A 17,945-nucleotide genomic window follows, 5' to 3' on the forward strand; every position below is an offset into this window, starting at 1 on the left:
TTCGGTGCGTCAGCCCAGTGCGAGCCACGCCACCGCGCCGAGGACGACGACGACCGCGACGACCGCCGCGATCACCCCGACTCTCGGCCCGGACGAGGTCGCGGCCGGCTGCGCCCGGCGCTGCGGCTCGCCCTCGTCGACGAAGGCGCGGAACATCTGCGTGCTGCCCGCCGGATCAGGGGTGCCCTCGGGGCCCGGCTGAGGGGCGTGGGGGTTGTGTGCCATGGGGCAGGACCCTAGCGAACTCGGGCCTTCCGCCCAACCCCCGGGCCGCCCTGCGTCCCGTCCGACCAGCGGCGAAGCACGCGGAAAACGGGCCGCGGCGCGCGGTGGGCCCGGCTTGACCGGGAGCCTACGGAGGCTTTGGCGTTCCTTTACTCCTGCAAGGCCGTTTTCGTTTGCCTGTAGCAACCAACGGCTTCTATGGTTGCCCTAAGCAACAACATGGACAGCGTGAATCAGTCAGTGCGTTGGGGGGCCTGGTGGCCGCACGGAGTCGGTACGAGGAACTGGCCCGGCAGCTCAGCGCCGTCGGCGCCGTCAAGCGGGGCCTCGCCCGCGCACTGCCTCCCGAGTGTCCCGGTGGTTCCGCCGCCGTGCTGACGCTCCTGGACCGGCACGGCGAGATGCGGATCAGCAGGCTCGCCGAGCTGATGGCCGTGGACCTCTCGGTGACCAGTCGCCACGTGGCCCATGTGGCCGAGCACGGCTGGATCGAGCGGTCCCCCGACCCGGCGGACAAGCGGTCCCGCATCCTGCGGCTGACGCCCGGCGGCCACGCGCAGCTCGACGAGCTGACGCGGCGGACCACCGAGATGTTCGCCCGCAACCTCCAGGACTGGTCCGACGAGGACGTCGGCCGGCTCAACGCGCTGCTGTCCCGGCTGCGTGACAGCTTCGCCTGTCGCGGACCCGGTGGCTGTGCCCCCGGAAGCCACTCCGGCGAGTGCCGGAACGGGCTCGGCGACGACGCGCACACCCGTACACCTGTGTAACAGAAGCAAACACGCACGGATAAGGAACCCCATGGCTACGACCACACCGACCGGTGTGCGGGGCGGCCACGCCAAGCACGGAGGTCATGGAGGCCACGGAGGCCACACCGGCTCCGGCGCCTCCGACGGCACACCCATGACGCACCGCCAGATCATGGAGGCGCTGACCGGGCTGCTGCTCGGCATGTTCGTCGCGATCCTGTCGTCGACGGTCGTCTCCAACGCCCTGCCCGAGATCATCTCCGACCTCGGCGGCGGCCAGAGCGCCTACACCTGGGTCGTCACGGCCTCGCTGCTGGCCATGACCGCCACCACCCCGCTCTGGGGCAAGCTCTCGGACCTGTTCAGCAAGAAGCTGCTGGTCCAGATAGCGCTGATCATCTACGTCCTGGGATCGGTCGTCGCCGGTCTCTCGACCAGCAGCGGCATGCTCATCGCCTGCCGTGTCGTCCAGGGCATCGGCGTCGGCGGCCTCTCCGCCCTCGCGCAGATCGTGATGGCCGCGATGATCGCCCCGCGCGAGCGCGGCCGCTACAGCGGCTACCTGGGCGCGGTCTTCGCCGTCGCCACCGTCGGCGGCCCGCTGCTCGGCGGCGTCATCACCGACACCAGCTGGATGGGCTGGCGCTGGTGCTTCTACGTCGGTGTGCCGTTCGCGATCGTCGCGCTCATCGTGCTCCAGAAGACCCTGAAGCTCCCGGTCGTCAAGCGCGAAGGCGTGAAGGTCGACTGGACGGGCGCGTTCTTCATCAGCGCCGCCGTCTCGCTCCTGCTGGTCTGGGTCACCTTCGCCGGAGACAAGTACGACTGGCTGTCCTGGCAGACGTACGTGATGGTCGGCGGATCGGTCCTGCTGGGCCTGATCTTCGTCTTCACCGAGTCGCGGGCCAAGGAACCGATCATTCCGCTGCGCCTCTTCCGCAACCGGACCATCACCCTCGCCTCCATCGCCTCGCTCTTCGTCGGTATCGCGATGTTCGCGGGCACGGTCTTCTTCAGCCAGTACTTCCAGCTCGCGCGCGGCAAGTCGCCGACGATGTCCGGCGTCATGACCATCCCGATGATCGCGGGCCTCTTCCTCTCCTCGACCGTCTCCGGTCAGGTCATCACCAAGACCGGGCGCTGGAAGGCCTGGCTGGTCACCGGCGGCTTCCTGGTCACGGCCGGGCTCGGACTGCTCGGCACGATCCGGTACGACACCGAGTACTGGCACGTCGCCGTCTACATGTTCGTCATGGGTCTCGGCATCGGCATGATGATGCAGAACCTGGTCCTCGCGACGCAGAACCAGGTCGCTCCCGAGGACCTCGGCTCCGCCAGCTCCGTCGTCACCTTCTTCCGCTCCCTCGGCGGCGCGATCGGCGTCTCGGCGCTCGGTGCCGTCCTCGGCAACCGCGTCACCCACTACGTGCAGGACGGCCTCGCCGCACTCGGTCCCGAGGGCGCCAAGCTCGGCCACGGCGGTACCGGCGGTGGAGGCATCCCCGACCTGGACAAGCTGCCCGAGCCGTTCCGGCTGGTCATGGAGGCCGCGTACGGGCACGGCGTCGGCGACGTCTTCCTGTACGCCGCTCCGTGCGCGCTGATCGCCTTCGTCGTGACGCTCTTCATCAAGGAGGTCGCCCTGAAGACCAGCGCCGCCAATGACGCCCCGGAGAATCCGGAGACCCTGGAGAGCTCTGTGATGGAGGCTCCCGTGCCCGCCACCGTCGGCGCCGTCACCTCGTACGAGAACGAGACCGTCCAGGCCGCCTCGTACGGGAACGAGACCGAGCAGGGCACCCCGTACGGGAACGAAACCGAGCAGGCCGCCTCGTACGAGACCGCGCAGGGCACGCCCGTACGCGGTGTGGTGCGCGGTGCCGAAGGGGTTCCGGTCGCCCGTGCGGCGCTCACCCTGATCTCTCTGGGCGGCCGTCAGCTGGGGCGGTCCGTCGCCCGGGCCGACGGCGGTTACACCCTGGACGCGCCGGGCTCCGGCAGCTACGTCCTGATCGCCTCCGCCGACGGTTTCCAGCCGCAGGCCTCCACGGTGGTCGTCGGCGAGGAGCCGCTGGCCTTCGACATCCTGCTCTCCGGTACGAGCGGCCTGGCCGGAACCGTACGGGCCGCCGAGTCCGGTACGCCGGTGGACGGCGCGATGGTCATCGTGACCGACGTACGCGGCGACGTCCTGGCCACCGGTACGTCCGGCCCGACCGGCGAGTTCGCCTTCGGCGAGCTGGTCCCGGGTTCCGTGACCGTCGCGGTCAACGCGGCCGGGTTCCGTCCGCTGGCGCTGCCGGTGGAGGTCGGCGGCCAGGGTGTGACCCGTATCGAGGCCGCGCTGCGGGCCGGTGCGCTGGTCCGAGGTGTCGTACGGGCCGGGTCCGGCCGGAGCGCGCTGGCCGACGCCCGGGTCACGCTGATCGACGCGGCCGGCAACGTGGTCGCCACCGCGACGACCGGTGAGGACGGCGCGTACGCCTTCACCGACCTGGACGCGGGCGAGTACTCGGTCATCGCGACCGGCTACCCGCCGGTGGCCGGCGCCGTGACGGTGACCGGTACGGGAGTTGACGGACACGACATCGAACTCGCCCATCCAGGTGAGTGATTGACCCCCCTTATGTGCACGCGTGTGCCTATAGGGATGCGCGTCAACACGTGAAGGGATCGCAAAGACCCCTGTTCGGGCAGCACTTCTTGCGGAGAGGCTGTCGCGGCCGGGTGGAAATGGGCCCCGGAGGTGGGTACGGCAGGCAGGGGACGGCCTGCCGTACCCGCCCCGGGGCCCGACTCATGTGGCCCGCGGGTCATGGAGCTAGGAGAGAGATACGCATGGGACTTCGCGCACACGTACGGACGCGGGACGGCTGGGCGGTCCAGCACGCCGTCGTGACGGTCACCGACATGACCGGCACCCAGGTGCTGCGGGCCGCGGCCGACGAGGACGGAGCCGTCCGCACGGACGGGTCCCTGCCGGCCGGCGCGTACACGGTCATCGTCACGGCGGTCGGGTACGCGCCCGCCGCCTCCACCGCCCTCGTCACGGCGAGCGGCCGGATCGAAGGCGGGCAGATCGTGCTGGCCCGCCAGGGCGGGGTGCAGCTGCCGCCGCCGGGCGCCTGGTCGCTCGACCCGGTCCACTCCTCGGTCGGCGCGGTCGCCCAGCACCTCGGGATCTCCAGCGTCCGCGGCCGGTTCACCGACTTCGGCGGCCGGATCGAGATCGGCGACGACGTGTCCCGCTCCCGGGTCGACGCGGTGATCGGCGCGGCCAGCATCGACACCGGCAACGGCATGCGGGACAAGCACCTGCGCTCACCCGACTTCCTGGACGTGGACCGCTACCCGGAGATCACCTACCACTCCACCGGCCTGGCCCCGGCGGGACCCGACCGCTGGACCGTCCACGGCGAGCTGACCATGCACGGCGTCAACCGGCCCGTCGACCTGGACCTGACCTACCTCGGCACCGGGCCCGACCCGTGGGGCGGGATCCGGGCCGCCTTCCACGCCACGGCCGAGCTGCGCCGCGACGACTTCGCGATGAACTACAACCAGGTCGTCCAGGCCGGCATCTCCGCCATCGGGGCGACCCTGCGCGTGGAGCTGGACATCCAGGCCGTGCAGGGCGACGCGCTGCCCGGGTAGGGCCGGTGAGAGCGTGATTCGCTGCCGGGGCGGTGTCCGTGCGCGGTCGTAGGGTGGTGGCCATGGCACAGAACATCGCGACCAACACCGCCGTGGACCTGGACGAGTTGCTGGCGTTCGTCCGGCCCCGGCACCGGGCGGTCCTGCTGACCACCCGGGCCGACGGCCGCCCCCAGGGCTCCCCGCTGACCTGCGGGGTCGACGACGCGGGCCGGATCGTCATGTCGACGTACCCGCAGCGCGCCAAGACCCGGAACGCCAAGCGCGACGAGCGGGTCAGCGTGATCGTCCTCTCGGACGAGTGGGACGGCCCGTGGGTACAGGTCGACGGTGTGGCGGAGGTGCTCGACGTCCCGGAGTCGGTCGAGCCGCTCGTGGAGTACTTCCGGAACATCTCCGGCGAGCATCCGGACTGGGACGAGTACCGGGCCGCCATGGTGAAGCAGGGCAAGTCGATCATCCGGGTCACGCCGGAGCGGTGGGGTCCGGTCGCGACCGGCGGTTTCCCGGCTCACCTCGCGCCGGGCAGGTGAAGTGATGGGCGTGGTGCCCGGACCGGAGCTTCTCGCGCGGGCCCGGCTGCTCGTCGCGCCCGAGCTGAGCCCTTCTCTCGTACGGGAGGTGGAGCGGATCACCGGGCGGGGCGCGGAGCCGTTGGCGGACGAGATGCCGGGTGACGGTCCGCTGCTCTGTGTGGGGGCCGCGCTGCCGGGCCCTGTGCGGGCCGCGGAGCGGCTGGTGTGGTTCCACAGCGTCAACGCCGGTACGGATCCGCTGCTCGCCGCCGGGCCCTGGCCGGCCGGAGCGCTGCTGACCCGGACCGTGGGACGGATGGGCGAGCGGATCGCGCAGTACGTGGTGGGCTGGGTGCTCGCGGAGTGCCAGGCCGTCCCGGAGTACGCCGCCCAGCACGCCCGCGCCGAGTGGCGCCGGCTCCCGACGGAGCTGGTCGCCGGGCAGACCGCGCTCGTCTACGGGACCGGGCGCATCGGCGGGGCCGTGGCCGGGTTGCTGCGGAGTTGTGGGGTGCGGACGGTGGGGGTGGGGCGGACGGCGGGGAGCGGGACGCCTCCGGTGGGCGTCGATCGGATGCCGTCGGGCTTCGACCGGATGCCGTCGGGCTTCGACCGGGTGATCGGCGCGGACGCGGAAGCGGAGGCCGAGGAGTTGGCGGGGGCGCGGTGGGTGGTCGGTGCGCTGCCGTTGACCGGGGCGACGGAGGGGTTCTTCGGGGCGGGCCGGTTCGCGGCCGTGCGGGGTGCGACGTTCGTCAACGTGGGGCGGGGCGCGACGGTCGATCTGGCGGCGCTGGAGGACGCTCTGCGGGGCGGTGGGGTGCGGCGCGCGGTGCTGGACGTGCTGGCGCGGGAGCCGGCCGCGCCCGACGATCCGGTCTGGCGGCTGCCTCGTACGGTGATCACCTCGCACTCCGCGGGGATCACCGCCGACGAGGACGTGGCCCAGGACTTCGCCGCCTGCTGGGAGGCCGTCCGGGAGGGCCGCCGTCCCGGGTTGGCGGTGGACGTGGGGCGCGGTTACTGAGCGGCGGCCGTCGCGGAGTCCGCGGTCCGTCAGTCCGTCGGTCCGTCGCGGAGTCCGTCGGTCCGTCGGTCCGTTATGGAGTCCGTCGGTCCGTCGCGGAGTCCGTCGGCCCGTCAGCCCGTCGCGGAGTCCGTACGGTCGCATTTCGCCTCGATGCCCGCGATCAGCAGGTCCAGCGCGAAGACGAAGTCCCGCTCGCGCATCTCCTCCACCGTGTCGCCGCCCCGGGCCGCCATCAGGTCGTCGGAGGATTCGACGATCGCCCGCAGGTGCGGCTGGGCCCGGATCGTGCCCATCGCGTGCCGGTGGTACGCGTCCTCCGTCAGCCCGGTCGCCTCGCACCGCGCCTTGAAGTGGCCCTCGACGGTGCCGAATCCGTACACGAACTGGAAGACCGCCGCGAGCGCGCCCGTCTGCCGTTCCAGCGGCAGGCCGGTGGCCCGGATGACGTCCTGGACGGCGTACGAGAACAGCATCGAGTTCGGGCCGATGTTGAGGAAGGTCCCGGCGAGCGGCGAGATCCAGATGTGGCGGACGAGCAGTTCGCGGTAGCTGCGGGCCAGCTCGCGCAGCCGGTCCCGCCAGTCGGCGTCCTCGCGCGGCGGCGCGATCTCCGCGTAGACCGAGTCGAGCGCCAGCTCCAGGAGGTCGTCCTTGGTGTCGACGTACCAGTAGAGGGACATCGCGGTGACGTCCAGTTCGGCGGCGAGCCGGCGCATGGAGAACTTGGCGAGGCCTTCGGCGTCCAGCAGCCGTACCGACGCCTCGGTGATCCGGTTGCGGTCCAGGCCCGCCGGGGATTCGGCCGCCCTGCGGCTCCGCGAAGGGGTCCGCCGGTCGAGCCACACGCTGGTCCGCGCGGGGGCCGTCTCGGAGCCCTTGCCGGGGGCCGGGCCGGGGGCCGCCTCGGAGCCCTTGGCGGCGGGCGCCTCGGGGTCTTCCCCGGCGGCCTTCCCGGCGGCCTTCCCGGGGTTCGTCACGCGGTCGGACGCGGACACCATGGCGCACTCTCCTCGTCTCGCGGGGCCGGCCCGGCCCCCGGCCTGTACTGACCCGTCCTGACTGACCCGTCCTGACTGACCCGTACTGCCCGTCCTGCCTCCTTCGATGCTATGCCGCCGGTCCCGCCGCCTCGGCCCGGCCTTCGGCCGCCTCCGTCCGTTCGGCCCGGCGCAGCAGCAGCGCCGCCAGCAGACCACCCGCCAGTACCGCGACCGCGCCGGCCAGCTGGCTGGTCTCCAGGCCGGTGGCGAAGGCGTCCTTGATGGCCGCGCGCTCACCGGTGCCGTCGGCGGCGGCCAGCGCGGCCGGCAGTGAGGCGGCGCCGACGGCCGCCGGTACGAGCGCGGCGAACCGGATGTTCAGGACCGCGCCGAGCACCGCCACCCCGAGCCCGGTGCCGAACTCCGCGAGCGTGCCGTTGACGCCCGCGCCGACCCCGGCCTTCTCCGGCGGGATGGCGCTCATGATGGCGTTGGCCATCGCGGGCATCGCGAGGGCGATCCCCGCGCCCATCACGACCAGGCCGAGCAGCATCCCGGTGTACCCGTCGCGGCCGAGCACCGCGATCGCCGCGAGACCGGCCGCCAGCGCGCTCATCCCCGCCGCGATCGTGGCGGGCGTCCCCATCCTCGGGACGAGCCGCGCCCCGAGGCCGGTCAGATTGAGAGCGACCACGGTGAGCGCCATCGGCGCCGTGCGCAGTCCCGCCTCCAGCGGCCCGTACCCGAGAACGAACTGAAGGTGCTGCGTGAGCAGAAAGAGGGAACCGCCCATCCCGAAGGCGACCAGGATCGCGCCCGCCACCGCGCCGATGAACTTCTGGTTCCGGAAGAAGTGCATGTCGAGCATCGGATGCGGAATGCGCAGCTCCCACCCGACGAACCCGACGAGGACCACGATCCCGGTGAACGCCGTCAGCAGCACCCGGGCCGACGTCCAGCCGTGCTCGGGCCCGGAGATGATCGCGAAGACGACCGCCGTCATCCCGACCGTGGAGAGCAGCGCGCCGAGCAGATCGGGCTGCTCACCGCGCGGATTCTTGAACTCCGGTACGAGCCGGACGACGGCGACCAGGCCGATCAGCGCCACCGGGATGTTGATGAGGAAGATCGCGCCCCACCAGAAGTGGTTGAGCACCACCCCGCCGACGAGCGGACCGGCCGCGAAGCCGAGGGAGTTGACGGTCGACCAGAGGCCGATCGCCTTGACCCGCTCGGAGTCGTCGAAGATCTGCACGACGACGGCGAGCGTCGTGGTGATCAGCAGCGCGCCTCCGACGCCCATGCCGGCGCGGGCCGCGATGAGCTGGCCGGAGGACTGCGCGAGCCCGGCCGCCAGCGAACCGATGCCGAACAGCGCGAGGCCCACGACCAGCATCTTCTTCCGCCCGTACCGGTCGGCGGAGCTGCCGGCCGTGAGCAGCAGGCCGGACTGGACGAGCGAGTACGCGTTGATCATCCACTGCACGTCGGCGGTGGAGGCGTTCAGCTCCGTGGTGAGGGAGGGGATCGCGACGTTGAGGACGGTGTTGTCGAGCAGCACGACGAGCTGGGCGAGGCAGATGACGCCGAGAATCAGCCAGCGCTGCGGGTGCGGCTGAGCGGCGAGATCGGTTCGCGGTGCGGCGGGCGCCGTCATGCGGGCTCCTGGGTCTCCGGCGCGGCTGGTGCCACGACGGTTCGGTGAGTTCTACGGTTCGGTGAGTCCTACGGTGCGGTGAGTCCTACGGTGCGGTGAGTCCTACGGTGCGGAGGTCGTGCGGGCCCCTACGGTGTGCGGGACCCGTGTTCTACGGCGTATAGGACATGACCGCTGTACACCGTAGGGCACTCCCTGTACGGCGTACAACTTGATTACGGCCGGCACACCGCCCCTGCCACCCTCTGGAGAGCCATGCCGCTGCGCCGCCTCATTCGCCTCCCGCAACTCCTGCTGACCACAGTGCTGTTGGGTGCGTTACTCGCATCACCGCCTGCAGCCGCCGCAGGCTCCCGGACCGTGCCGCTGCGCGTCGCCACGTACAACATCCATGCCGGTGCGGGCCTGGACAACGTCTTCGATCTGGACCGGCAGGCGGCCGCGCTGCGCTCGCTGCGGGCGGATGTCATCGGGCTCCAGGAGGCCGACCGGCACTGGGGCCCGCGCAGTGAGTGGCGCGATCTCGCGGGTGAGCTGGCCGAGCGACTGGGCATGCACGTGTTCTTCGCCCCGATCTACAGCCTGGATCCGGCCGAACCGGGCGGGCCACGGGCGGAGTACGGGGTGGCGGTGCTCTCCCGGTACCGGATCGTGAGCGCCGAGAACCACGAGATCACCCGCCTCTCGACCCAGGACCCGAACCCGGTGCCCGCGCCCGCTCCGGGGTTCGGTGAGGCTGTCGTACGGGTGCAGGGGCGGCCGGTGCACGTGTACGTGACGCACCTCGACTTCCGCCCGGACCCCGCCGTACGCACCGCCCAGGTCGCCGACACCCGGCGGATCATGGCCGAGGACCGGGGCCGTACGCGGATCCTGCTCGGCGACCTCAACGCGGAGCCCGGCGCTCCGGAGCTGGCCCCGCTCTGGAAGGAGCTGACGGATGCGGACCCGGGAGGGCCGACGTTCCCGGCGAAGGACCCGGCCAAGCGCATCGACTACGTGGCGGTGTCGAAGGAGACGGCGCGGGTGCGGCGGGCGTGGGTGCCGGAGAGCGGCGCCGGCGCCTCGGACCACCGGGCGGTCGTGGCGGACCTGGAACTGCGGGGGGACGCACCATGAAGGGCGGACCCATGACCGAGCACGCGGTACCGGAGAAAGGCCGACCATGAGCACCCCGCACGGACTTCAGGACCTGCTGGACACCCACATCGCCCGGGGACCGGCGCCGGGAGCGGTGGCGCTGGTCGCGCGAGGCGATCGGGTGGAGGTGGCGGCGGCCGGTTCGGCCACGCTCGCCGGGAGCACGCCCATGCGGCGGAACTCCGTCTTCCGCCTCGCCTCGATCACCAAGCCGGTCGTCGCGGCGGCAGCCATGACGCTGGTCGAGGACGGCCTGATCGCACCCGCCGACCCGGTCGCCGCCTGGCTGCCCGAGCTGGCCTCGCCGCTGGTCGTCCGGACCCCGCAGAGCCCGGTCGACGACGTGGTGTCGGCGGTCCGCCCGATCACGCTCCTGGACCTGCTGACCTTCCGGGCCGGGTACGGATTCCCGTCCGACTTCTCGCTCCCGGCCGTCGCCCCGCTCCTCACCGAGCTGAAACAGGGCCCGCCCCAGCCGCAGGCCGTGCCGGCGCCGGACGCCTGGATGGCTGCGCTCGCCCGGATCCCGCTGATCCACCAGCCGGGCGAAGGCTGGCTCTACAACACGTGCGCCGACATCCTCGGCGTCCTGATCGCCCGGGTCGCGGACCGCCCGCTGGACGCGTACCTGGCGGAGCGGATCTTCGAGCCCCTCGGCATGACGGACACCGGGTTCGCCGTCCCGCCCGCCGCGCTGGACCGGTTCACCGGCTACTACCGGGCCGGCGAGGGCGGAGATCCGGAGCTGGTCGACGCGCCGGACGGGCAGTGGAGCACCCCGCCCGCCTTCCTGTCCGGCGCCGGCGGCCTGGTCTCGACCGTCGACGACTGGTACGCCTTCGGCCGGATGCTGCTCGCCGACGGCCTGGCGGACGACGGGCGGCGGGTCCTGGCCGGCGAGTCGGTACGCCAGATGATCACCGACCACCTCACCGCGGACCAGCGCGCGGCCAGCGGGCTCTTCACGGAGGGCCAGGGCTGGGGTTTCGGCGGCTCGGTGGACGTCGAGATCACCGCCCCGTACAACGTGCCGGGCCGCTACGGCTGGATCGGCGGCACCGGCACCACGGCCCACGTCATCCCGTCCACCGGCACGGTCGCCGTCCTGCTCACGCAGACGGAGCTGGCCGGGCCCGCCGCGCCGCAGCTGATGCGGGACTTCTGGACGTACGCGGCCGGGGCCGGGGCCTCAGCCGGAATCTGACCCCGGCCCCGACCGCGTACGCGGCAGGCCGTCAACTCACCGGCCGTGTCAGGTCGTAGAAGGTGGCGCTGCCGACGGTGACCTCGGTGAAGTTCTCCGTCACCCAGGAGGAGATCTGCGACGAGGTCCCGGCGCTCCCACCCAGGCCTCCTCCGCCTCCCATGCCGCCGCCCAGGACGAAGTAGTGGATCCGGCCCTCCTCCACGTACTTCTTGAACTGCGCGAGCGTCGGGGAGGGGTCGCTGCCGTTGAAGCCGCCGATGGCCATCACCGGATCGCCGGTGGCGAGTTGGTAGCCCGCCGCGTTCTGTGCGCCGACGGCTGCGGCGGCCCAGGTGTAGGCGTCCGCGTCCTTCTCCAGAAGTGCCTTCGCCTCGGCGGAGACGGACGCGCCGTTGAGCAGGCCGCCCATGCCGCCACCGTCCTCGCGGGTGGATCCGGGGGCCGTCCCGCCGGGCATGGCGGGCGCTCCCCCGGGCCCGTTGCCGGGCCGGCCCCCTTGAGAAGCCCCCTGCCCCTGACCCGGGAACTGCCCCTGCCCTGGCGCCTGTTGCATGCCGTCGCGCTGCCCGCCGTCCCCGCCACCGGGACCACCGGCACCACCCCGGCCGCCGCCGCCACCAGGCCCGCCCATCCCGAAGCCGGCCCCCGAAGGCCCGGCGGTCACGATCGACCCCTGGTGACCGGAGTTCAGCGTACTGACGGTGTACGCGGCCGGCCCCGCCAGCGACGCCGCGAAGCTCAGCCCCACCGCCACGAGCGCCAGGCCCCGTCCGCCGACCCTCCCCACGACCAGCAACCCCACGGCCCCCACCAGCCCGCCCACGAGCACCGCCCACCGCAGCCACGGCAGGTACTCCGGAGTCCGGCCCAACAGCACGTACGCCCAGATGACCGTCGTGACCACCGTCCCCGCCAGCACCACCCTCGGCCACCAGGCGGCCCGCTCCTCCCAGAGCACGGCCACCCCCATGGCGACGAGCGCCGCGATGTACGGAGCCAGGGCCACCGTGTAGTACTGGTGGAAGATCCCGGCCATGAAGCTGAACACCGCACCGGTCATCACCAGCGCCCCGCCCCACGCCAGGAACGCGGCCCGCGCCGAATCGGTCCGTCCGGCCTTGCGGGTCAGCCAGAGACCGGCCAGCAGCAGGATCAGCGCGGCGGGCAGCAGCCAGGCGATCTGGCCGCCGACCTCGGAGTTGAACATCCGCCCGATCCCGGTCTCACCCCAGCCATCGCCGCCACGGCCGCCACCGCCACCGCCGACGCTCCCGGTCTCCTCCCCGTTGAGCCGGCCGAGCCCGTTGTAACCGAAGGTCAGCTCCAGGAACGAGTTGTTCTGCGAGCCGCCGACGTACGGCCGCGACGACGCGGGCATCAGCTCCACGATCGCCACCCACCAGCCACCGGCGACGACCATCGTCAGTGCGGAAAGGGCGAGTTGGCCGAGCCGCTTCCGTACGGGAACCGGCGCGCACACCGCGTACAGCACCGCCAGCGGCGGCAGGATCAGGAACGCCTGCAAGGTCTTCGCGAGGAACGCGAACCCCACCGCCGCCCCCGCCCACAGCAGCCACTTCGTCCGGCCGTCCTCCAGCGCCCGCAGCACGCACCACACGGTGACGGTCATCAGCAGCGCGAGCAGCGCGTCCGGGTTGTTGAAGCGGAACATCAGCGCGGCCACCGGTGTCAGCGCGAACACACCGACCGCGATCAGCCCGGCGACCGGCCCGAAGCGACGGCGTACGGCGGTGTCGAGCACGGCCGCCGTGGCCACCCCCATCAGGACCTGCGGAACCAGGATCGCCCAGGAGTTGAGGCCGAAGAGCCGTACGGAGAGGGCCATCGGCCAGAGCGCGGCGGGCGGCTTGTCGACGGTGATGGCGTTGGCGGAGTCCAGCGAGCCGAAGAAGAGCGCCTTCCAGCTCTGGCCGCCGGCCTGGACGGCGGCGGAGTAGAAGGAGTTGGCGTAACCGGAGGCGCTGAGGTTGTAGAGGTAGGCGAGTCCGACGGCCAGGAGGAGCCCGTACAGCGCGGGACGTGCCCAGCGGGGGCCGGCGGCGCGTTCGGGCGGTGCCGACGGTGGAGTGATGGTCGCGGTCATCGGAGGTCCTCGGAGTCAGGGCAGGCGCGGGCCGGGAAGACCCAGGCGCGCAGGAGCAGGAAGCGGAGCACGGTCGCGGCGAGGTTGGCGGTGATCAGGACGGCCAACTCGGCACTGTGGGACGGAGATCCGGAGGCCGCCCCGAGCGCCGCGAGCGAACCGCCGGTGAGAGCGAGGCCGATCGCGAAGACGACGAGGCCCTGGGCCTGATGGCGGACGGCTCCGCTCCGGCCGCGTACGCCGAAGGTGAGACGGCGGTTCGCGGCGGTGTTGGCGACGGCGGAGACGAGGAGCGCGCCGCCGTTGGCGAGCTGCGGGCCGACGCCGAGCCGGAAGAGGGAGTAGAGGGCCAGATAGAAGAGGGTGGACAGGGCCCCGACAGCACAGAACCCGACCAACTGCCTGGCCAGTCCGCGCTCCACCCCGTTCAGCGCCCGGTCGCGCGGGTCGTCGCCGAAGGGCCGGGCCAGCCGGTCCAGCGGCAGCGCGCCGACGGCCAGCGCCCGTCCCACCCGCCACACGCCTTTCAGGTCCTCGGTGGCCGTCCGCACGATGTGGACGGTCGAGTCGGGGTCGTCGATCCAGTCGACGGGCACCTCGTGGATGCGCAGCCCGGCCCGCTCGGCGAGGACGAGCAGCTCGGTGTCGAAGAACCAGCCGCTGTCCTCCACCATCGGCAGCAGCCGTTCGGCCACCTCGCTCCGGATCGCCTTGAACCCGCACTGGGCGTCGCTGAATCCGGCGGCGAGCGAGGAGCGCAGGATGAGGTTGTAGGCGCGCGAGACGAACTCCCGCTTCGACCCGCGCACCACCCGCGCACTCCGGGCCAGCCGCGAGCCGATGGCCAGGTCGGAGTGGCCGGAGATCAGCGGCGCGACCAGCGGGAGGAGGGCGTTGAGGTCGGTGGAGAGGTCGACGTCCATGTAGGCGAGGACGGGTGCGTCGGAGTCCGACCAGACCGTACGCAGCGCCCGCCCGCGCCCCTTATCCTCCAGCCGTACGCTGCGCACCCCGGCCAGCTCCGCCGCGAGCGCGGCCGCCACGGCGGGCGTGGAGTCGGTGGAGGCGTTGTCGGCGACGGTGATGCGGAAGGCGTACGGGAAGGTGCGCGCGAGGTGGTCGTGGAGGCGCAGGACGCAGGGCCGGAGATCCTTCTCCTCGTTGTACACGGGGACGACGACGTCGAGCACGGGGACGCGGGAGGCGGCGGGCGCCGTGTGCCGGGCCGGGAGGTGCTCCCGGCCCGGCAGGCGGCCGTGGTCCCCGTCTCCGCGGTTCGCGCTCCGGAGGCTGTCGGTGGTGGTCATGGCACCGACGTTCGCCAACCGCGCTGTCACACCGGTGTGGTGAGCCTGTCCCTGCCCTGTGAACCCTGGTGCGCGGCCCTCTCGGCGGGCGGTTCGTACGGGTCTGCCTCCGCGGGCAGCTCGACCGCGAAGACCGTCCGGCCGGGCGCCGAGCCGACCCGTACGCGCCCGCCGTGCGCCGAGACGACGGCCTGCACGATGGCGAGACCGAGGCCGGTGGAGCCGCCGGTCCGCTCGTCGGCGGGGCCACGGGTGCGCGAGGCGTCACCGCGCGCGAACCGCTCGAAGACGTGCGGCAGAAGCTCGGCGGGGATGCCGGGCCCGTCGTCCCGTACCTCCAGCGTGACCGGCCCTTCGGCGCGGACGGACGCGGACGGTTCTACGGAGACCGTCACCGTGGTGCCCGGCGGGGTGTGGGTGCGGGCGTTGGCCAGCAGGTTGACCAGTACCTGCTGGAGCCGGGCGGGATCGGCGCGTACGGTCACGGGTTCGCCGGGCAGCTCCAGCCGCCAGTGGTGGAGTGCGCCGGCGCCGGTGGCGGTGTCCGCCGCCCGGGCGTCGCTCACCGCGTCCACGACCAACGGCAGCAGATCAGTGCTCTCGAACGAGAGCGGGCGTCCGGCATCGAGCCGGGCGAGCAGCAGCAGGTCCTCCACCAGGCCGGTCATCCGGTCCGCCTCCGACTCGATCCGCCCGAGCGCGTGCCGGGTGACGGGGTCGGACTCCGGCACACCACTTCCCGACGCGCGGCGGGTCAGCTCGGCGTACCCGCGGATCGAGGCCAGCGGGGTGCGCAGTTCATGGCTGGCGTCGGCGACGAACTGCCGTACCCGCGTCTCGCTCTCCTGCCGGACCACCAGCGCCGAACCGACGTGTCCGAGCATCCGGTTGAGCGCCGCGCCGACCTGCCCGACCTCGGTACGGGGATCGGCCTCGGCGTCCGGGACACGTTCGAGGAGCGCCACCTCACCGCTGTGGAGAGGGAGTTCGGCCACCCGGGTGGCGGTCGCGGCGACCCGGCGCAGCGGGCGCAGGGCGACGCCGACGAGGACGGTGCCGGCGAGCGATGCGGCGATGAGCCCGGCGGCGGTGACGCAGACCTCGACGACGATCAGGGTCGTGAGCGCGCCGCTGACCTCGGCGGTCGGGATGCCGACGAGGACGGTGTGGCCCTCGGTGGTGGTGGCGGCCTCGACGCGGTAGCCGCCGAGGCCGGGCAGCTCGACGCTCCGGGCCTCGTCGCCGACCGCCGGAGCCGCCGCCTCCAGCGCCCGCCGCTGCGCCTCCGTCAGCGGCTTCGCGCTCTCCTGGGAGCGCAGCCCGCTGTCCTCGACGACCTTCGACGCGGTGACGCCCCCGCCGTCGACGAGCGCGCCGAACGTGCCGAGCGGCTGCCCGCCGCCGCCGACGAAGCCGAGCGGACCGGCGTCCCGGAGGGCTTCCGGCACGGGTCCGGGCGGCCGCTCGGCGCGTACGGCGACGGAGTGGAGCTGGTCGTCGAGCTTGCCGTACATATAGCTGTGGAAGGCGATGGCGGTGACGGACCCGATGACGGCCGCGACGACGGCGATCAGGGACACGGCGGAGACGACGAGCCGCGTCCGCAGGGTCCACGGCCGCCGCAGCACACCCAGGCCCTGGGGGCGCCTACTCACCGGGCTTGAGCAGATACCCCGCCCCACGCCGGGTGTGGATCATCGGCGTCCGTCCGGCGTCGATCTTCTTGCGGAGGTACGAGATGTAGAGCTCGACGACGTTGGCCTGGCCGCCGAAGTCGTAGTTCCAGACCCGGTCCAGGATCTGCGCCTTGCTCAGCACCCGGCGCGGGTTGCGCATCAGGAACCGCAGCAGCTCGAACTCGGTGGCGGTCAGGTGGATCGCGTCCCCGCCCCGGCTCACCTCATGGCTGTCCTCGTCGAGCACCAGGTCCCCGACGGTGAGCGTCGACTGGCTCCGCTCGGCCGCGAGCGCCGTGCCCGAGCGGCGGATGAGCCCGCGCAGCCGGGCCACGACCTCCTCCAGGCTGAACGGCTTGGTCACGTAGTCGTCGCCACCGGCCGTGAGCCCGGCGATCCGGTCCTCGACGGCGTCCCGGGCGGTGAGGAAGAGGACCGGCACGTCGGAGTGGTCGCGCCGGAGCCGGCCCAGCACGGAGAGCCCGTCCATGTCCGGGAGCATCACGTCGAGCACCACGGCGTCCGGGCGGAACTCGCGGGCCGCGCGCACGGCCCCGGCCCCGTCACCGGCGCTGCGCACCTCCCACCCCTCGTACCGCAGGGCCATCGAGAGCAGTTCGGCGAGGGGAGCCTCGTCGTCCACGACCAGGACGCGCACGGGCGTACGGTCCGGCCTGAGCAGTTCGGTACGCCCCTGGGGCGCGGTCGTCGTCATGGGCACCAGCCTGTGAGCCGCCCGTGAGAGAAGCCTGACCCGTTTCTGTGAATTGCCTGAGAAAGCGGGGCCCGGCCGTCAGGCGACGGGCCCGAACAACGCCTCCGCGTTCCGGAGGCAGACGGCCCGCAGCCACTCCTCCCCGAGCCCCAGCCGCTCCAGGGCCTCCAGCTGGTGGACGTACGTATAGGGAATGTTCGGGAAGTCCGTACCGAGCAGGATCCGGTCCCCGAGATCGGCGAGCCGCCCCCGCCGGCCGGCCGGAAACGGCGAGAGCCGCTCGCTGAAGTCGGTGAACGCCATCGTCGTGTCGAGCCGTACCTCCGGGTACGCCTCCGCCAGCGCCAGGAACTCCGCGTACTCCGGCATCCCCATGTGCGCCACGATCAGCCGCAGTCGAGGATGGCGTGCGAGGAGCCGCCCGATCGGCTCGGGCCCGGTGAACCGACCCGGAGCGGGCCCGGACCCGCAGTGCATCACGACGGGCACCCCGGCCTCGGCGAGCAGCCCCCAAACAGGCTCCAGCAGAGGGTCGTTGGCGTCGTAGGCACCGACCTGGAGGTGCGACTTGAAGACCCGCGCCCCGTTCTCGACGGCCTCCTTCACGTACAACTCCACTCCGTCCTCCGGGAAGAGGGTCGCGGTGTGCAGGCAGTCGGGCGTCCGAGCGGCGAATCCGGTGGCCCAGTCGTTGAGCCAGCGGGCCATGCCGGGCTTGTGCGGATAGAGCATGGAGGTGAAGCGGAGCACCCCGAACGACCTGATGAGAGCGAGCCGTTGCTCTTCCTCGTGCCGATAGGTGATCGGCCACTCCAGACCGGTGAGCGGCCCGACGGAGTCGAAGTAGGCCCACACCTTGCGCAGGACCTGCTCGGGCATGAAGTGGGTGTGGACGTCGATGATCCCGGGCAGCCCGAGCCGCTCCCAGAACCGCACGACGTCAAGGCTGTCGTCTTCCACGCACAACTCCATACAGGTCGACA

The 17,945-nt window shown here is 72.3% G+C and carries 15 protein-coding genes; 7 read left to right on the forward strand and 8 right to left on the reverse strand.

Features of this window, described 5'->3' with window-relative positions:
- Positions 1–9 precede the first annotated feature (9 nt).
- Entirely contained in the window at positions 10–225 is a 216-nt protein-coding gene (locus ACIRR8_RS09050; protein WP_018513656.1) for a hypothetical protein, read from the reverse strand.
- 257 nt (positions 226–482) lie between these two features.
- Between ACIRR8_RS09050 and ACIRR8_RS09055 the strand changes: the two genes are divergently transcribed.
- The 5 genes from ACIRR8_RS09055 (at position 483) to ACIRR8_RS09075 (ending at position 6,173) form a co-directional block, all read left to right on the forward strand.
- Positions 483–995, forward strand: a complete 513-nt coding sequence (locus ACIRR8_RS09055; RefSeq protein WP_404060989.1) for a MarR family winged helix-turn-helix transcriptional regulator — start codon at positions 483–485, stop codon at positions 993–995.
- Positions 996–1,026: 31 nt separating this feature from the next.
- Positions 1,027–3,591, forward strand: coding sequence for an MFS transporter (locus ACIRR8_RS09060; protein WP_404060992.1), 2,565 nt, complete (start codon positions 1,027–1,029; stop codon positions 3,589–3,591).
- A 224-nt stretch (positions 3,592–3,815) separates the two neighbouring features.
- Complete coding sequence (locus tag ACIRR8_RS09065; protein WP_404060995.1) at positions 3,816–4,631, forward strand: YceI family protein; 816 nt, start codon at positions 3,816–3,818, stop codon at positions 4,629–4,631.
- A gap of 62 nt (positions 4,632–4,693) precedes the next feature.
- Positions 4,694–5,164 (forward strand): PPOX class F420-dependent oxidoreductase, encoded by a 471-nt coding sequence (locus tag ACIRR8_RS09070; RefSeq protein ID WP_404060998.1) that lies wholly within the window; start codon positions 4,694–4,696, stop codon positions 5,162–5,164.
- A 4-nt stretch (positions 5,165–5,168) separates the two neighbouring features.
- Complete coding sequence (locus ACIRR8_RS09075) at positions 5,169–6,173, forward strand: NAD(P)-dependent oxidoreductase (protein WP_404061001.1); 1,005 nt, start codon at positions 5,169–5,171, stop codon at positions 6,171–6,173.
- Between the two features lie 113 nt (positions 6,174–6,286).
- Here ACIRR8_RS09075 and ACIRR8_RS09080 read toward each other — a convergent pair whose 3' ends face one another.
- Positions 6,287–7,174: a TetR/AcrR family transcriptional regulator gene (locus ACIRR8_RS09080; RefSeq protein ID WP_404061004.1), complete on the reverse strand. Its 888-nt coding sequence runs from the start codon at positions 7,172–7,174 to the stop codon at positions 6,287–6,289.
- A gap of 109 nt (positions 7,175–7,283) precedes the next feature.
- Complete coding sequence (locus ACIRR8_RS09085; protein WP_404061008.1) at positions 7,284–8,813, reverse strand: MFS transporter; 1,530 nt, start codon at positions 8,811–8,813, stop codon at positions 7,284–7,286.
- Positions 8,814–9,068: 255 nt separating this feature from the next.
- Here ACIRR8_RS09085 and ACIRR8_RS09090 point away from each other — a divergent pair, with 255 nt between their 5' ends.
- Together ACIRR8_RS09090 and ACIRR8_RS09095 are read left to right on the forward strand one after the other, a co-directional pair.
- Complete coding sequence (locus tag ACIRR8_RS09090; RefSeq protein ID WP_404061011.1) at positions 9,069–9,932, forward strand: endonuclease/exonuclease/phosphatase family protein; 864 nt, start codon at positions 9,069–9,071, stop codon at positions 9,930–9,932.
- A gap of 46 nt (positions 9,933–9,978) precedes the next feature.
- Positions 9,979–11,157 carry a serine hydrolase domain-containing protein gene (locus ACIRR8_RS09095; RefSeq protein ID WP_404061013.1) on the forward strand — a complete coding sequence of 393 codons (1,179 nt, stop codon included), beginning with the start codon at positions 9,979–9,981 and terminating at the stop codon, positions 11,155–11,157.
- 31 nt (positions 11,158–11,188) lie between these two features.
- Here ACIRR8_RS09095 and ACIRR8_RS09100 read toward each other — a convergent pair whose 3' ends face one another.
- The 5 genes from ACIRR8_RS09100 to ACIRR8_RS09120 form a co-directional block, all read right to left on the reverse strand.
- Complete coding sequence (locus ACIRR8_RS09100; RefSeq protein WP_404061015.1) at positions 11,189–13,264, reverse strand: ArnT family glycosyltransferase; 2,076 nt, start codon at positions 13,262–13,264, stop codon at positions 11,189–11,191.
- Entirely contained in the window at positions 13,261–14,571 is a 1,311-nt protein-coding gene (locus ACIRR8_RS09105) for a glycosyltransferase (protein WP_404061017.1), read from the reverse strand. The genes ACIRR8_RS09100 and ACIRR8_RS09105 overlap by 4 nt, the downstream gene beginning before the upstream one ends.
- Before the next feature lie 26 nt (positions 14,572–14,597).
- The gene (locus ACIRR8_RS09110) at positions 14,598–16,199 is read right to left on the reverse strand and encodes an ATP-binding protein (RefSeq protein ID WP_404062531.1); all 1,602 of its coding nucleotides are present in this window, start codon (positions 16,197–16,199) and stop codon (positions 14,598–14,600) included.
- Positions 16,200–16,218: 19 nt separating this feature from the next.
- On the reverse strand, positions 16,219–16,962 hold the full coding sequence (locus tag ACIRR8_RS09115) for a response regulator transcription factor (RefSeq protein WP_404061019.1): 744 nt from the start codon (positions 16,960–16,962) through the stop codon (positions 16,219–16,221).
- A 78-nt stretch (positions 16,963–17,040) separates the two neighbouring features.
- Positions 17,041–17,934 (reverse strand): amidohydrolase family protein, encoded by an 894-nt coding sequence (locus ACIRR8_RS09120; RefSeq protein WP_404061022.1) that lies wholly within the window; start codon positions 17,932–17,934, stop codon positions 17,041–17,043.
- Positions 17,935–17,945 lie beyond the last annotated feature (11 nt).

Source organism: Streptomyces sp. NPDC101178, assembly GCF_044767965.1.
Lineage (GTDB): Bacteria > Actinomycetota > Actinomycetes > Streptomycetales > Streptomycetaceae > Streptomyces.

Bases quoted from the DNA above. Each gene is read 5' to 3' on its own strand.
- ACIRR8_RS09075 (WP_404061001.1), top strand. From the start codon at position 5,169: ATGGGCGTGGTGCCCGGACCGGAGCTTCTCGCGCGGGCCCGGCTGCTC.
- ACIRR8_RS09090 (WP_404061011.1), top strand. From the start codon at position 9,069: ATGCCGCTGCGCCGCCTCATTCGCCTCCCGCAACTCCTGCTGACCACA.
- ACIRR8_RS09120 (WP_404061022.1), bottom strand. From the start codon at position 17,934: ATGGAGTTGTGCGTGGAAGACGACAGCCTTGACGTCGTGCGGTTCTGG.
- ACIRR8_RS09065 (WP_404060995.1), top strand. From the start codon at position 3,816: ATGGGACTTCGCGCACACGTACGGACGCGGGACGGCTGGGCGGTCCAG.
- ACIRR8_RS09085 (WP_404061008.1), bottom strand. From the start codon at position 8,813: ATGACGGCGCCCGCCGCACCGCGAACCGATCTCGCCGCTCAGCCGCAC.
- ACIRR8_RS09050 (WP_018513656.1), bottom strand. From the start codon at position 225: ATGGCACACAACCCCCACGCCCCTCAGCCGGGCCCCGAGGGCACCCCT.
- ACIRR8_RS09095 (WP_404061013.1), top strand. From the start codon at position 9,979: ATGAGCACCCCGCACGGACTTCAGGACCTGCTGGACACCCACATCGCC.
- ACIRR8_RS09100 (WP_404061015.1), bottom strand. From the start codon at position 13,264: ATGACCGCGACCATCACTCCACCGTCGGCACCGCCCGAACGCGCCGCC.
- ACIRR8_RS09060 (WP_404060992.1), top strand. From the start codon at position 1,027: ATGGCTACGACCACACCGACCGGTGTGCGGGGCGGCCACGCCAAGCAC.
- ACIRR8_RS09070 (WP_404060998.1), top strand. From the start codon at position 4,694: ATGGCACAGAACATCGCGACCAACACCGCCGTGGACCTGGACGAGTTG.
- ACIRR8_RS09105 (WP_404061017.1), bottom strand. From the start codon at position 14,571: ATGACCACCACCGACAGCCTCCGGAGCGCGAACCGCGGAGACGGGGAC.
- ACIRR8_RS09115 (WP_404061019.1), bottom strand. From the start codon at position 16,962: ATGACGACGACCGCGCCCCAGGGGCGTACCGAACTGCTCAGGCCGGAC.
- ACIRR8_RS09080 (WP_404061004.1), bottom strand. From the start codon at position 7,174: ATGGTGTCCGCGTCCGACCGCGTGACGAACCCCGGGAAGGCCGCCGGG.